At 71.5% G+C, this 15,859-nt stretch carries 6 protein-coding genes and 1 pseudogene; 1 reads left to right on the top strand and 6 read right to left on the bottom strand.

Translation table 11 applies throughout. The features are described 5' to 3' along the window. Nucleotides 1-56 precede the first annotated feature (56 nt). Nucleotides 57-1,196, bottom strand: a complete 1,140-nt coding sequence (gene dapE / locus O9255_RS10950; protein WP_297866891.1) for a succinyl-diaminopimelate desuccinylase — start codon at nt 1,194-1,196, stop codon at nt 57-59. Further along, nucleotides 1,193-8,008: a type I polyketide synthase gene (locus O9255_RS10945; protein ID WP_297866890.1), complete on the bottom strand. Its 6,816-nt coding sequence runs from the start codon at nt 8,006-8,008 to the stop codon at nt 1,193-1,195. The genes dapE and O9255_RS10945 overlap by 4 nt, the downstream gene beginning before the upstream one ends. Before the next feature lie 106 nt (nt 8,009-8,114). Between O9255_RS10945 and O9255_RS10940 the strand changes: the two genes are divergently transcribed. Next, nucleotides 8,115-11,162: a MupA/Atu3671 family FMN-dependent luciferase-like monooxygenase gene (locus O9255_RS10940; RefSeq protein WP_297866889.1), complete on the top strand. Its 3,048-nt coding sequence runs from the start codon at nt 8,115-8,117 to the stop codon at nt 11,160-11,162. Between the two features lie 30 nt (nt 11,163-11,192). Here the strand turns inward: O9255_RS10940 and O9255_RS10935 are convergent, their stop codons facing one another. The 4 genes and pseudogenes from O9255_RS10935 to map form a co-directional block, all read right to left on the bottom strand. Beyond that, the gene (locus O9255_RS10935; RefSeq protein WP_297866888.1) at nt 11,193-11,567 is read right to left on the bottom strand and encodes a Spx/MgsR family RNA polymerase-binding regulatory protein; all 375 of its coding nucleotides are present in this window, start codon (nt 11,565-11,567) and stop codon (nt 11,193-11,195) included. Then, nucleotides 11,564-12,406, bottom strand: a pseudogene (gene dapD, locus O9255_RS10930) (2,3,4,5-tetrahydropyridine-2,6-dicarboxylate N-succinyltransferase); the annotation flags it as partial. The pseudogene dapD and the gene O9255_RS10935, both read right to left, overlap by 4 nt. Then, a complete protein-coding gene (gene glnD / locus O9255_RS10925; RefSeq protein ID WP_297866887.1) occupies nt 12,390-15,047 on the bottom strand; it encodes a [protein-PII] uridylyltransferase in 2,658 nt (885 codons plus the stop codon). The pseudogene dapD and the gene glnD, both read right to left, overlap by 17 nt. Beyond that, on the bottom strand, nt 15,044-15,820 hold the full coding sequence (gene map / locus O9255_RS10920) for a type I methionyl aminopeptidase (RefSeq protein ID WP_297866886.1): 777 nt from the start codon (nt 15,818-15,820) through the stop codon (nt 15,044-15,046). The genes glnD and map overlap by 4 nt, the downstream gene beginning before the upstream one ends. Nucleotides 15,821-15,859 lie beyond the last annotated feature (39 nt).

Here is a 15,859-nt window from a genome sequence, read left to right as displayed (position 1 = left end):
GTGCCGAAGGCCATGCCTTCGCCCCAACCACGATGGCCCCACCGGTCCGCCGACGACTAAGCGCCGTGCCCGTCCCAGACGCGCGTGATGACCTCGGCGAACAGCGCCGGTAGCGCCTCGAGCTCGTCGAGGCGCACGCCCTCGTCGATCTTGTGGATGCTGGCGTTGCCCGGCCCCAGTTCGACGCATTCGGCGCCGAGCGGCGCGATGAAGCGGGCATCGGAGGTGCCGCCCTTTGTGTTCTCGTCCGGCGTGATCCCGCAGCGCGCCTGGATGGCCGCGCGGGCGGCTCGGCGCAGCACGCCTTCATCGCAGTGGAAGGGTTCGCCCGAGCGGCGCCAGCGGCACGCGGCATCGACGCCGTACTTGGCGAGGATCGCCTCGAACTCGGCCACCAGCGCATCGCTGGTCCAGTTCGGGTTGAAACGGAAGTTCGCCACGAACTGCAGCGCGCCGGGGATGACGTTGTCCGCGCCGGTGCCCGCCGTGATGTTCGACACCTGGAAGCTGGTGGACGGGAAGCTGGCATAGCCCTCGTCCCAGCGCCGCGCGCAGAGCTCGGCCAAAGCGGGGGCCAGCGCGTGGATCGGGTTCAACGCCTTCTCGGGATAGGCCACGTGGCCCTGCACGCCGCGCACGTCGACCGCGACGGACAGCGAGCCACGACGACCGACGCGCAATACGTCACCGAGCCGCTCGCTCGACGAGGGCTCGCCGGTGATGCAGTAGTCGATGCGCTGGCCGGTGGCGCGGAAGTGCTCGGCCACCTTGCGGACGCCGTCGATCGACGGGCCTTCCTCATCGGAGGTCAGCAGCACGGCCAGGGTTCCGGGGTGGTCCAGGTTCGCGGCGACCAGCTGTTCCATCGCGACGACGAAGGCGGCGACGCTGCCCTTCATGTCGGCAGCACCTCGGCCATGCAGCACGCCGTCGCGCACCGTCGGCACGAAGGGATCGGAGGCCCAGGCCTCGCGCGGGCCCGGCGGCACCACGTCGGTGTGGCCGAGCAGCACGATGACCGGGCTGCCCTGCCCCCGCGTGGCCCAGAGGTTCTTCACGTCGCCAAAGTCGAGCGACTCGCAGCGGAAGCCCAGCGGTGCGAGCCGCGCGGCGATCAAGGCTTGGCAGCCGGCGTCTTCCGGCGTCACCGAAGGACGCGCGATCAGGTCCTTCGCCAGGGCGACCACATCACTCATTCGAGCACCGTCGTAATCACGTCGAGAGGTGCAGAGTCTAGCGATGGCGATGTGGACGCCACATCGTCCGCGGGCGGCGGCGACAGTCCGCCCACTCCCGCCATGCACGCATCGAGCGTCGCCTCGAGTTCGCGAACGAGCGCCTCGACGGTGGGCTCGTCGTAGAGCGCCGTCGCGTACTCCACGAGCCCGCGAACCCGCTCACCGTCGTCCCAGAACCAGAAGCTCAGGTCGAGCTTGGCACCGCCGTTCGGCAGCGCCTCGCTCGTCACCTCGAGGCCATCGAAGCGCAGGGCCATCGGCGCCTCCTGGAAGGTGTACCAGACCTGCACCAGCGGGTTGCGCGAGGGGTCACGCGGCACGCCGAGCGCCTGCAGGATGGCCGGGAACGGCGTGTCCTGCACGGCCTGCGTGCGCGTCACCTGGCGGCGCACTTGCGCCAGCAGTTCGTCGAAGCCTTGCCCTTCCGGCAAATGCAGTCCGAGCGGCAGCAGGTTCATGAACAGGCCGACGACGGGCTCCAATTCCTCCGCGTTGCGGTTCGCGAACGGGCAGCCGATGACGAGGCGATCCTGGCCGCTGGCCGCGCGCAGCAACCGCGCCAGTGCCGCCAGCATGACGACGAAGGGCGTCTGCTGCGTGGCCTGCGCGAAGGCACGAAGTCGCGCGCTGGTGCCGGCCGACAGGGCCAACCGATGCTCCGCGCCGGCGAAGTCCTGCCGAGCGGGTCGCGGACGATCCGTGGGCAGGCGCAGCACCGGCGAACAGGCGGCCAGGCTGTCCATCCAGTGCGGCAGGCGCTGCGCGATCGCCGACGCATCGAGGGCGGCGGCCTGCCAGACGGCGAAGTCCGGCAACTGCAACCCGGCGGCGACGAGGGCCGGCACCGAACCCCGACGACGCAGCGCGTAGCGCTCTTCGAGCGCTCGACCGATGTGCAGCACGGCGAGGTGGTCGACCAGCACGTGGTGCAGGCAGAACAGCAGCACGTGCTCCTCGGCGGCGAGCTTGACGGTGAGGAACAGGCATGGCGGACCGGCGGCGAGATCGAAGACATGCCTCGCGACCAGCTCGCGCACTTCGGCCAGCGCCGCCGCGCGCTCGGTCTCCGGCATCACCGAGAGATCCACCGATTCGTGCATGGGCACGGCGGAGGGGTCGACGACCTGCCGCACCTCGCCATCGGCCACTTCGAAATTCGTGCGCAGGGCCTCGTGGGCGGCGACCACATCGCGGATCGCACCGGCCAACGCATCGGCATCGAGCGGGCCGCGCAGCGTAAAGGCGAAGGGAATGTTGTAGGCCGTGTTCTCCGGCGCGGTGGCCTGCACGTAGAACAACTGGCGCTGGCTGTGGGTGGTCGGGAAGCGGAAGCGCCCGTCCAGACCGGGAACACGCGCCACGGATTGCAGCGGGGTCAGCGGCGAGGCGCCGCCGGGCGACAAGGCCCCAGCCTGTTCGGCCAAGGCGCTCCAGTCGCGGATCCGCGGTGCTTCGAAGGCGGCGTCGATCGGCAGCGATACGCCGTCCTCGCGCTTCAGTCGCGACAGCGCGCGCGTCAGTAGCAGGCTGTGCCCACCAAGGGCGAAGAAGTCATCCTCGATGCCGATGCCGGAGAGGTCGAGCAGGCGTTCCCACAGCGCCACCATCCTCGACTGCATCGGGGTTCCTGCGGCGATGAAGGGCGTGCCGCCGGAGCGACGCGCCACCGGCGTCGCGCTCGTCGTGCCGACATCGGCCGAAGCGTCCGCGGCATGCGCGGCGCGACGCGTGTCGGCCACCAAGGCGTCGACGGAGCGACGCGCCAGCGCGACCTGCGGCGGCAGCGCATGGACGAGCACGGTGGCGATGGCGGCGAACGCGTCGTCGCTGCCGAAACCGTCGCGGAAGCCCACGTCGAGCAGTGCGCCGCCGGGCGTGCCGGCGCGTCGGGCCCGGGTCGCGGTGCCGAGCCGGCGCGCGGGCTTCAGAATGAAGCCGCGCACGCGAACAGCGGGACGATCGACCTCGTCGAGCACGTCGATGTCGAGCACGAGGCTGTCGTCCTCGGCGCGGGCGCGCTGGCGGCTGGTCACGCGGGGCGGCAGGGGCGCGAGCACCTCGATGCGGCCGTAGCGGAAGGGCAGCAGCCGCGCGGCATCGACCCCGGGCGGTGCCAGCGCCGCCTGCGCGGCGCCGAGCGCCATGTCGAGCAGGGCCGGATGCAGCGGATGCGGGCCATCGAGGCCGAGCGCGGCTTCGAGCTGCAACTCCGCCTCGCCCTCACCCACTTCGAAACCGCGCAGGCAGTCCCACTCCGGCCCGAAGTGCAGTGCCGGATGGGCGTACACCGGCGGGCGCGCCGTGCGCGGTGCCTGCAAGTCGAGCGGCAACGTCGGGCCCGAGGGCGCGCCGTCGGCCAACACGTCGAGCTGCAGCAGGACGTGCTCGGTGGCTTCGCCTTCACCGGCGCCTCGGCTGGTCAGGCTCACCTCGAAGCGCTTCGCCGATGCGGGCGTCGTGGCTTGGCCGGCCGCATCGAGAGGAACGAAGCGCAAGGCGATCTGACGCGATTCGCCACCCGCGAACACCAGCGGTGCCGCGATGGTCAGTCCTTCGCAGGCGAAGGGCGTGAAGCGACCGCGCAGCGCCTGGAGTCCCCAAGCGACCAGGTCGAGCAGGCCCGTGCCGGGAAGCAGCGCGTCACCACTGGCGAGACGATGCCCGTCGAGCACCCAGTCGCTTTCCGGGCCGACCACGCCGCCGAAGACGGCGGCAAGGCCCTCGTCGCGGCGATGGCGCAACAGCGGATGCGCTTGCGGCAGGCCGTCATCGAACGGCGGCGGCGCGAGTCCACGCTCGGCCGCGAGGCGCGCCGCCATGCCGGCGTCGCGCCAGATGCTGAAGGCCAGCGCGGTGTGCCGCGTGGTGGCCGACCTCGCATCCGCATGGGCGGCGAAGGCGTCGAGGAAGGCGTTCGCGGCCGTGTAGTCGACCTGCCCGGAGGCGCCCATCTGCGCGCTGATCGACGAGAAGTACAGCACCTGCGAGGCCCCGAGGGACTCGGCCAGGGCCGCGACCTCGTGGGCGCCCACCAGTTTCGGCGCGAGCACCGCGTGGGCGGCCTCGGTCGACTTCATCGCGATCAAGGCGTCGTCGAGCACGCCGGCGGCATGCAGCGCGGTGTCGAGCCGCACCAGGCCTGCGGCCTGCGCGGCTCCGGCCAGCGCCCCGGGCCGCGCGAGGTCGGCGACCAGCACGCGCGCATCGAGCCCCAAGATGCGCAACGCGTCGATCCACGCGGCGCGCGAGGAACCGGCCTCGATCGCCGTCCGACTCACCAGCCACAGGCACTCGACGCCACCCGCCAGTGCGAGACGCTCCGCGATGTCGCGACCGGCGCCACCAAACGCACCCGTCAGCAGCACGTGGCCGCGGAACGCCGCAGCGGCATCGGCCTTGGCCGGCGCGATACCCAGCGGCTGCGAATGCGGCACCCAGCGCTGGCGGCCGCGCAGGGCGACGGTCTCCGCGGGGCAACTGGCGCGCAGCTCCGCCAGCACGGCGTCGATCGCGCGCCGAGGCACGGCCAGCGCGGCGGCGTCGAGATCGAACCAGCAGGTTCGGAGCGCCGTGGCCTCCTGCGGCCAGGTGCGCACGGGGCCGGCGCGCAAGGCCTGGGCCGGGCGAAGGGCCGAGGCGTCACCCACCGCCTGCGCATGCACGCCGACGCTGAGCCACGTCATCCCGGCACCGTCAGCCCAGGCGGCCAGCCCCTGCGCCATTCGCAACGCATCGTCGAACACCATGCGGCAGGACGCTTCGAGTCCGTCCAGCGGCGCATCGAGCGCCCAGAGATCGAGCAGCACGGCCGGGGCCGACGTGGCGGCCAGGGCATGCCAATGCGCCCGTTCGCCCGGGTCCAGCGTGATGTGGGATTCCTCCTGCGTGAAGGCGGCCGCGCGATGCACGCGACGCACCGCCACGCCTTCCGCGGCCAGGGCATCGGCCAGGGCATCACCGATCCCGGCGCCATCGCAGAGCACCAGCGCCGAGGCGGGAAGCGCGCTCGACAGCTCGCGCGGCAGCGGCACGGGCTGCCACACCGGCGTCTGCAGCCAACTCTCGGGCGGCAGCGCGGCGGCGCCTTCGTCGCTCGCGGCCACAGCCTTCGGTGGGTCGATCCAATGCTTCACAGCAGCGAACGGGTACGTCGGCAACGGCACGCGCCGTCCCGCCGTCGGCTGGCCCCAGCGTGCCCAATCGACGGCCACACCGCCGGCCCACAGCCGGCCCGGAAGCGCGGCCCACGCCGAAGTGTCGTCGGCGTCTTTGGGCAACAGCAGCACCGTGCGCGCATCGGCCCGACGCATCGCCGCGAACGTCGACAGCGTGCGGCCCGGCCCCACTTCGACGAGCACGGCATGGCGCAGCCGGTCGATCGTGGCCAGTGCCTCGACGAAGCGCACCGGCTCGCGCAGATGGCGCACCCAGTAGTCGGGGCTGGCGGCGAGTTCTGTGGTCAGCCAATCGCCCGTGCAGGTCGAGACCACGCGCAGGCCGTCCACGCGCGCCGGCGCCGCGACCACCACGGCGGCGCGGAACGTGTCGAGAACACCATCGAGCTGCCGCGAGTGGAAGGCCGCCGAGGTTTCGAGGCGACGCGCACCGACACCCCGTTCGACCAGCGCGCGCTCGAAGTCAGCGATGGCAACGTCGGCACCGGCGACGACGGTCTGCCCCGGTGCGTTGATGGCCGCGACATCCAGCGTGGCGGGCAGCAGCGCGCGCAACTCGCCTTCGTCGAGGGCGACGGCCAGCATCGCGCCCTCCGGCGCAGCGGCGCACAGCGCGCCGCGCGCCACCATCAGGCGCAGCGCCGCCGGCAGCGTGAATACACCGGCCAGCGTCGCCGCCACGTACTCGCCCAGCGAGTGGCCGAGCATCGCAGCCGGCTTCAGGCCGCGAGCCATCAGCCCCTTCGCCAGCGCGTATTCGACCGCGAACAGCGCCGGCTGCGCGATCTCGGTGCCCCGGAGGCGCGCACTCGTCCCAGGCGTGGGTTCGGCATCGAGCAGAAGGGCCACGACCTCGTGTGCACCCAAGGCGCGAAGCTCGGCCACGCAGGCCTCAAGCGCCTCGCGTACCGCCGCGTCGGCGCGCGCGATCCCGCGTGCCATGCCGACGCGCTGCGCGCCTTGCCCGGGGAACGCGAACACCGGAGCCGAAGCCGCATCGTTCGCCGTGGCGAAATCACCGTCGCGCATCCGCGACATCGCGCCCAGCGCGTCCACGGCTTCGGCGCGCGTGCGTGCGGCGACGCTGCCGCGCACCGGCATGGCCACGCGGCCCTGGCGGAGAGTCCAAGCGATATCGACCAGAGGCAACGTGCTCGTTGCCAGCGTCTCGGCGAGTGCTTCGGCGCGCGCACGCAGCGCGTCAGGCGTCTTCGCGGAAAGCGGCAACACGATCGGCGCCGCCTGCGGGGTGTCGCCGGCATCGATCGGCGGCTCGCCCTCGCGCGGCGCCTGCTCCAGCACGGCGAAGGCATTGGTTCCGCCCACGCCCAGCGAGTTCACCGCGGCTCGGCGCGGCCCGGCCTTCGGCCAGGCGCGATGGCTGGCAGCCACCGCGAACGGCGAGCGCGCGAAGTCGATCTCCGGATTCGGCGATTCGAAGAACAACGAGGCCGGCAGCTCGCCGTGCCGCAGGGACAACGCGGTCTTGATCAGGCCAGCGACGCCCGCCGCGGTGTCGAGGTGGCCGATGTTCGTCTTCACCGAACCGATGCCACAGCCGCCCGGTGTCGCCCCGTCGAAGGCCTGCGACAGCGCAGCGATCTCGATCGGGTCGCCGAGCCGCGTGCCGGTGCCGTGGGCTTCGACGTAGCCGAGGCTGTCGGCGTCCACGCCGGCCACGGCCAGGGCCTGCGCCGCCGCTTCGGCCTGCCCGTCCACGCTGGGCGCGAGGTAACCGGCCTTGCCGGCGCCGTCGTTGTTGATGGCGGTGCCGCGGATCACCGCATGGATGGTGTCGCCGTCGCGCAGCGCGTCACCGAGCCGCCGCAACACGACGATGCCGGCACCGCTGCCGAACACCGTGCCGCCGGATCTCGCGTCGAAGGCGCGGCAGCGGCCGTCGGGCGAGCGCACCTCTTCCTCGCGATAGCGGTAGCCCTGCCCCTGCGGGATTTCGTGGGTGACGCCACCAGCCAAGGCCATGTCGCATTCGCCGGCGATCAGGCTCTGGCAGGCCAGATGCACGGCTACCAGTGAGGTCGAACAGGCCGTCTGCACGTTGAGGCTGGGGCCGCGCAGGTCGAGCTGGTACGACACCCGTGTCGACAGGAAATCCTTGTCGTTCGACAGATGGCGCACGAGGAATTCGCCAAGGTCCTCGACGAGCGCGCGGTGGCCGATCACGTTGCGGATCAGGTACCAGCCCATGCCGGCGCCGGCGAACACGCCGGTCTGCCGATCGAGGTCGTCCGGACGATGCCCGGCATGCTCCAACGCCGCCCAGGCGCACTGCAGGAAGCGCCGGTGCTGCGGGTCCATCACCGCCGCCTCGCGCGGCGACAGGCCGAAGAAGGCCGCGTCGAACTGGTCGTGGGCGGGAAGGCGCACGCCAGCGCGCACGTACTCGGGCAGGGCGAGGTCCGCGTCCCGTGCTCCGGCCTCCCGCATCGCGGCATCGTCGAAGTCCTCGACGGCGCAGCGCCCCTCGGCCAGGGCCCGCCAGAAGGCCTCGGGCGAGTCGGCCATAGGCAGGTCGCAGGCCATGCCGACGATGGCGATGTGGCTGCGGGGGTCGAGGGGGGCGCGCGGATCCATGCGGGGGGGCGTTTCCGTGAAAGGGATGCAAAAGCGTGATTAGAATCCCATATTCACCCGGTGCCCGCCGCACCGCCGCCCCCTCCGGCTCATGGACGACCCCGCCTTGCCCCCCTTCCGTTGCGTCCTCCTCGGCGAGCAAGCCCTCTTGGTCGAGTGCGGTGAGCGCATGCTCGCCGCCGGACACACCATCGCCGCCGTGGTCACCGACACGCCGCGCCTTCGCGAATGGGCCGTGCAGCGCTCGCTTCGCATCGAACACACGCCCGAGGCGTTGCTCGCCGCGCCGCCCGCCGACGTGGACTGGCTGTTCGCCATCACCTGGCTGAAGCCGCTGGCCGACGAGGTGCTCGCCCTGGGCCGACGCGGCGCGCTGAATTTCCACGACGGCCCGCTGCCGCAGTACGCCGGCCTCAACACCCCGATGTGGGCCCTGCTGAATGGCGAAACCCGCCACGGCATCCGCTGGCACCGGATGACCACCGAGATCGACGGCGGCCGCGTGCTGGTGGCCCGCGATTTCGCCATCGATGCCGACGAGACCGCCTTCAGCCTCAACGCCAAGTGCTTCGAAGCCGGACTCGCCGGATTCGACGCGCTGCTGGACCGGCTGGCCACGGGCGACGAGGCCGGCGAGCCGCAGCCCCCGGGCGAGCGTCGCGTGCACCTCGGTGCCGACCGGCCGATGCGTGAGGCACTGCTCGACCCGATGCGCCCCGCCGTGGAACTCGCGCGCATCGTCCGCGCGCTCGACAACGGCGCCTACTGGCAGGCGCTGCTGAAACCACGGCTGCGGCTCGCCGAGGTCGATGTGCTGGTGGCTGCCGCCGAGCCCGTCGAGATGCTCCCGACCGAAACCACGCTGCCGCCGGCAACCCTGATCGGCGCCGACGCCGACGGCCTGCGCCTGCGCTGCGGCGACGGCGTATTGCACCTCGGCGGACTGGCGCGGCTCGACGGCACACGGCTTTCTGCCGACGAGGCACTCGCCCTCGCCGGTGGCGCCGGGGTTCGCCTGCCCGCATGGGCACGGCCCCGCGACGACGAGGCCAAGGCGCTCCGCCGCGCCGCCCGGCACGAGGCCGGGGCGCGCGCCGCGCTGCAGCGTGCCCAGCCCACGGCAGTGCCATCGACGACCGAGGTGCCGGCGGAGGGCTTGACCGACCCGCAGGCACTCGCCCGCGCCCTGCTTGCCGTCGCCCGCGGCGCGGATGGCCGGCACCTCGCCGTAGGCCTGCGCTTCGCGAGCGCGTCCGAGCCCTCGCGATGGGTCGATCCCGTGCTGCCGCTGGTGGTGGAACTGCCGGACGGCACAGCCAACGACGATGGCTTGGCCCTCGACGTTCTCGCCTCGCGGCTCGTCGCCGCCATCGACGCAGCCCGACGTGCCGGCGGCGTGCCCAACGATCTCCGCGCCCGTGATCCGCGCCTCGCGGGTACCGCCGCACCGGCGGACTGGCCCGCGCAGCTGCAGCTCGACGAACAGACGGGCGGCTGGCCCGCACACGGCCGCGCAAGCCTCGCGATCCAGCGGCCTGCCGCCGCACGTGCCCTGCAGTTCGGCCTGTTCTTCTGGAACGTCGCCGAGGAGCACGACCTCGGCCGCAGCGACAAGTACCGCCTGCTGCTGGAAAGCGCGCGCTTCGCCGACACCCACGGCTTCAACGCGGTGTGGACGCCCGAGCGGCACTTCCAGGCCTTCGGCGGCCTCTTCCCCAACCCGGCCGTCACCAGCGCCGCGCTCGCGACCATCACGACGAAGGTCGCGCTACGCGCCGGCAGCTGCGTGGTGCCGCTGCACCACCCGATCCGCATCGCCGAGGAGTGGGCCGTCGTCGACAACCTGTCGAACGGCCGTGTCGGCATCTCGATCGCCGCCGGCTGGGCCACGCCGGACTTCGCGCTGCGCCCCGAGAACCACGCCGAAGCCAAGCGCGTGATGTTCGAAGCCGCCGAGCAGGTCCGCCGCCTGTGGCGCGGCGAAGCGCTGGAGTTCCCCGGCCCGCAGGGCCCGGTGAAGGTGCGCACCCTGCCCCGGCCACTGCAGGCGGAACTGCCGATCTGGGTGACGACGGCGGGCAATCCCGAGACCTTCGCCGAGGCCGGGCGCATGGGCGCGCACCTGCTCACCCACCTGCTCGGGCAGTCCGTCGAGGAACTCGCCGCGAAGATCGCCGCCTACCGCAAGGCCTGGCGCGAGGCCGGCCATGCCGGCGAAGGCATCGTCTCGCTGATGCTGCACACGCTGGTCGGCGACAACCGCGAGGCCGTGGAGGCCGTCGTGCGCGGCCCGATGAAGGCCTACCTGAAGACCGCGATGGCCCTGGTCAAGGCCGCGGCCTGGCAGTTCCCCACCTTCAAGCGCATGTCGGCGGAACAGGGGCAGAACCTCGACGCGTTCTTCCAGTCGGCCTCGCCGGAGGACATGGATGAGCTGCTGGAATTCGCCTTCCAGCGCTACTTCCGCGACAGCGGGCTGTTTGGCAGCGAATCCGACGCGATCGCGATGGCGCGGCGCGTGGCCGGCATCGACGTGGACGAGATTGCCTGCCTGATCGACTTCGGCCTCGACGCCGACACGGTGCTCGCCCACCTGCCAGCGCTCGATCGCGTGCGCGCGGCATTGGCGACGTCGACGACGGCCAACGCGAACGCCGCCACCGTCGGGCGATCCGCATCGGCACCCCGGCCGGCCACGCCGATCGCAACACGGCCCGAGCCTTCGTCTCCCGCGCCGACGCCCGCACCGCAGCGCCCCGCCACGACGCGGTCGATCGACACCAGTGCGATCGAAACCACGCTCCGTGCGCATTGGATCGCGCTGCTCGGCATCGACGACTTCGGCCGCGACGACAACTTTTTCGACATCGGGGGCCACTCGCTGCTGGTGGTGCAGCTGCTGCGCCACTTGCGCGAGGGCTTCAGCGAATCGATCCGCGTCACCGACCTGTTCCGCCACGTCACGCTCTCGGCACAGACGCGCTTCGTCGCCTCGCTGGTGGCCCCGGCTGCGCCTCCCCAGGCTCCGGCAGCGGCGCCTGCGGGAACCGTCGACACGCCGGCCACGACCGGCGGCGAAGCCCCCATCGCCCTCGACCGCGGACGCGCCCGCGCCGAGGCGAGGCGCGCATTGGCTGCCCTGCGCGGGGAATGACGCGTCGCGGGCACCGCCCGCATGCGTCGCCTACTTGCGCAGCCCGAAGCGCGCCTTGTAAGCGTTGTCGGTGAAGCCCACTGAGACCACGCCGTCCGCCGTCACCAGCACCGGCCGCTTCACCAGCGCCGGATGCTCCTTCAACAGCAGGAACCACTCCGGATCGCTGCCCGGCACCTTGCGCGCGTCGGGCAACTGTCGCCACGTGGTGCTGGCCTTGTTGATCAGCTTGTCCCAGCCGCCGAGCTGCATCGCCCAGGCCTTCAGCGTTTCGGGCGGCTGGCGGTCGGTGCGCAAGTCGACGAAGGCGTACGGCACGTCGAAGCGCTCGAGCCAGTTCCGCGCCTTCTTGCAGCTGTCGCAGGCCGTGAGCCCGAAGACGACGTTCGCAGGGGCGGCGCTCATTCCGCGTGGCCGCTGCGCAGCAGCTCGTTGATCGAGGTCTTGCTGCGCGTCTTGGCGTCGACCTGCTTGACGATCACGGCCGCGTACAGCGAGTACTTGCCGTCCGCCGAGGGCAGCTGGCCGGAGACCACGACGCTGCCGGCCGGCACTCGCCCGTAGCTGATCTCACCGGTCATCCGGTTGTAGATGCGGGTGCTCTGGCCGATGAACACGCCCATCCCGATCACGCTGCCGCGTTCGACGACGACGCCTTCCACCACTTCGGAACGTGCGCCGATGAAGCAATCGTCCTCGATGATCGTCGGGCTGGCCTGCAGCGGCTCCAGCACGCCGCCGATGCCGGCGCCGCCCGAAAGATGGCAGCGCGCGCCGACCTGGGCACAGCTGCCCACCGTCGCCCAGGTGTCGACCATCGTGCCGGCGCCGACGTGGGCACCGATGTTCACGAAGCTCGGCATCAGCACCACATCCTTGCCGATATGCGCACCGCGGCGCACCACCGCACCCGGCACCACGCGCGCGCCGACTTCGCGGAAATCCGCCGCGTCGAAGCCCTCGAAGCGCAGCGGAACCTTGTCCCAGAACGGCGCCGGCTCGGCTTCGACCAGACGCATGTCGTTGCAGCGGAAGTACAGCAGCACCGCCTTCTTCAGCCACTCGTTGACGCGCCACGTGCCGTCGCTGTTCGGCTCCGCCACGCGTGCCTTGCCCGATTCCAGCGCGGCGACGACGGTCTCGACCATCTCGCGCAGCGAACCTTCGATCTCGGCTTCGGACAGCGAGGCGCGGCGTTCGAAGGCCGATTCGATGATCGGCTGAAGGTCAGCGAGGACGGGGGTCTTGCGGCGGGGCATGCGGACGGTCTCCTTCGAGGCAGGCGGTGAGCGCGGCGGTCAGGCGCTCGATCTGGGCGGTGTCGGCGAGCGCATGGTCGTGCTCGTCGGAAATCAGGAACAAGTCTTCGGCACGCTCGCCGAAGGTGGCGATGCGGGCGTCGTGCACGCGCAGCCGCTGCTCGCGCAGCACGCGGGCGATGTCGGCCAGCAGGCCGGGGCGGTCGGTGCCGATGAGCACGAGCTGGGTGCGGGCGCCATCGCCCATGTCGCGAACCTCGACGCGCGGCGACACGCGGAAATGCTTCAGCGCGGCCGGCATGGCGCGACGCGGCGGATGCAGCACCGCCGCCGTCCGAGAGAGCATCTCGCCCAGCACGCGGCTGGCGTGGGCGGCACGCGCGTCCGGCGCTTCGCCGGTGTCATGGATCGGCAGCAGCTGGAAGGTGTCGAGGCTCATGCCCGAGGTCGACGTGACGATGCGCGCCACCGCCACCGAGAACCCGAGGCGATCAAGCGTCGCGGTCAGCGTGGCGAACAGGCCGTCGCGGTCGGGCGAGTAGACGAAGACCTCGAAGGCCTCGCCCTGCGGCCGCACGATGATCAGCGGCTTGCCCGGGTCGCCGTGGCGCAGGATCGCGCGGGCCTGCGTCGCCAGCTGCTCGGGCCGGTAGCGCAGGAAGCTCTCGTCGGGGAACTCGCCAAACACGCGCGCCAGTTCGGCATCGCCGATGTCGGCCAGCAGCGCCCGCACCTCGGCCCGAGCCTCGGCGACGCGCGCTTCGGCATCGACGCGATGCTCGAGGCCGCGACGGAACGCCAGGCGCGTGGCGTCGTACAGGTCGCCGAGCAGGCGCTCCTTCCAGGTGTTCCACAGCTTGGGGCTGGTGCCGGCGATGTCGGCGCAGGTCAGCAGGTAGAGGAAGTCGAGCCGCGTGCGGTCGCCCACCGCGCGGGCGAAGCGCTCCACCACGGTGGCGTCGCTGATGTCCTGGCGCTGCGCGGTCGTCGACATCAGCAGGTGCTGTTCGACCAACCAAGCCAGCAGTTCGATGTCGTGCTCCTTCAGCCGATGCGCGGCGCCGAACTCGCGCACGTCGACCGCGCCCAGCACCGAGTGGTCGCCACCGCGGCCCTTGGCGATGTCGTGGAAGAGCCCGGCCACCAGCAGCAGCCACGGCGCCTTCAGGCGGTCGTGCACGCTCTTGGCCTTCGGGAAGCGTGGATCACTCCCCTGCACGAAGCTGGCCATGATGCGCAGCACTTCCAGCGTGTGCTGGTCGACCGTGTACACGTGGAACAGGTCGTACTGCATGCGCCCCGAAACGCGCGCGAAGGCCGGGAGGTAGCGGCCGAGCACGCCGAGGTGCGCCATGCGCGCCAGCGTGTCGACCGGCTGCGGGCCCTGCAGCAGCGAGAGGAACATCGCGCGCGTGTCGGCATCCTGCTGCTCGCCGGGCGCAATGCGCGGCAGCGCCTCGGCCATGGCCCGCGCGGTTTCTGAATGCAGGCCCTTGGCTTCGGGGCAGGCCGCCCAGGTCGCGAACACGGCGAAGGCCTCGATCGCGGAACGCACCGGCCCCTGCGCCTCGCGCTGCAGGTAGCCGTTCACCAATGCGAAGCCGGGCGCTACCGGCACGCGCTCGACGCGGCCGGCCAACTGCTCCTCGAAGCGCTGCAGCAGGCGCTCGCTGATGCGCTGCACGGTCTTCGCGGCGCGGAACATCGACTGCATCATCTGCTCGACGGCGAGGTTGTCGCTGGCCTCGTCCTTGTAGCCGAGGCGTGCGGCCAGCACCTTCTGGTGGTCGAAGCGCAGCCGCTCCTCGCGACGGTTCGCGACGAGGTGCAGGCCGAAACGCAGGCGGGCGATCACCGCCCAGTCGCGCTTCAAGGTGCGCTCCTCGTCGGGGCCCAACAGGCCGAGCGGCACCAGCGCCTCCAGTCCGGGCACGCGGTAGATGCGCCGTGCCAGCCAGGTGAGCGTGTGCAGGTCGCGCAGACCGCCCGGGCCTTCCTTGAGGTTGGGTTCGAGGTTGTTCGCCGTGTCGTTGTAGCGCGCGTGCCGGCCGTTCCATTCGGCGCGCTTGGCATCGAAGTAGTCCGCCGCCGGCCAGAGCCCATCGCTGCGCAGCGCGTCCTCGAGCGCGTCGAGCACGGCCGGCGAACCGGCGAGCAAGCGCGCTTCGGTGAGCGCGGTCAGCGTGGTCACGTCCTCGCGGCAGGCCTGCACGCAATCGGCGAGCGAGCGAACCGCCGTGCCGGGCTTCAGGCCGAGGTCCCAGAGCGCGGCGAAGAACGCTCCCAGGGACGCCTCATGCGCCTGTTGCGCCTCGACTTCGCCGAGCACCAGCAGGTCGACGTCGGAGAAGGGGTATTGCTCGCCGCGGCCGTAGCCTCCGGTGGCCAGCAGGTCGAGCGGCGCCTCGGTCGGCAAACACGCGGCCCAAGCCGCGCGCACCGCGGCGTCGACGGCGGCGGCCTGCGCACCCAGCAAGCGTTCGATGCCTTCGCCAGCATCGAAACGGGCCACGATCGCGGCACGCACCTCGAGGAAGGCGGCCTTCGCCGCGTCCTGCCAGCCTCGCACACCGTCCGGCGTCGCGAGCGACGCCGCCACCGGCACGGGCGAGGCCGGCGTGCTCACAGGTCGTTGTCGTCGCCGGGCAGGCGCGTGAGGATCTCCACGCCATCACGGGTGACCGCCACGGTGTGCTCCCACTGCGCCGACAGCGACTTGTCCTTGGTGACGACGGTCCAGCCGTCCGGCAGCAGCTTGGTGTGCCGTGCACCGGCGTTGATCATCGGCTCGATGGTGAAGGTCATGCCTTCCTGCAGGCGGACGCCCTCGCCGGGGCGGCCGTAATGCAGCACCTGCGGGTCCTCGTGGTAGATCTGGCCGATGCCATGGCCGCAGTACTCGCGCACCACCGAGAAGCGCTCGGCTTCCGCATAGCTCTGGATGGCGTGGCCGATGTCGCCCAGCGTGGCGCCCGGCTTCACCATGCGGATGCCACGGAACATGGCCTCGCGGGTCACGTCGATCAGGCGCTTCGCCAGCACCGACGGACTGCCCACCACGTACATCCGCGAGGTGTCGCCGTGCCAGCCGTCCTTGATGACGGTGACGTCGATGTTCAGGATGTCGCCGTCCTTCAGCACCTTGGCCTCCGACGGGATGCCATGGCAGATGACGTTGTTGACCGAGGTGCAGACCGTCTTCGGGAAGCCCCTGTAGCCCACGTTGGCCGGAATGGCCTTCTGGACGTTGACGATGTGTTCGTTGCAGATGCGGTCGAGTTCGGCGGTGGTCACGCCCGCCTTCACGTACGGGGCCACGACCTGCAGCACTTCGGCGGCCAGCCGGCCGGCCTCGCGCATCTTCTCGATCTGCTCGGGGGTCTTGAAGGTCACTTTCATGCCCGGGATTGTGCCGACTTGTCCACAACCCTGCCAGCG

Origin of the sequence: Silanimonas sp. (assembly GCF_027530345.1) — a bacterium.
In the GTDB taxonomy this organism is placed as follows: Bacteria; Pseudomonadota; Gammaproteobacteria; order Xanthomonadales; family Xanthomonadaceae; genus Silanimonas.
This window is presented reverse-complemented; position numbering and strand designations above follow the sequence as displayed.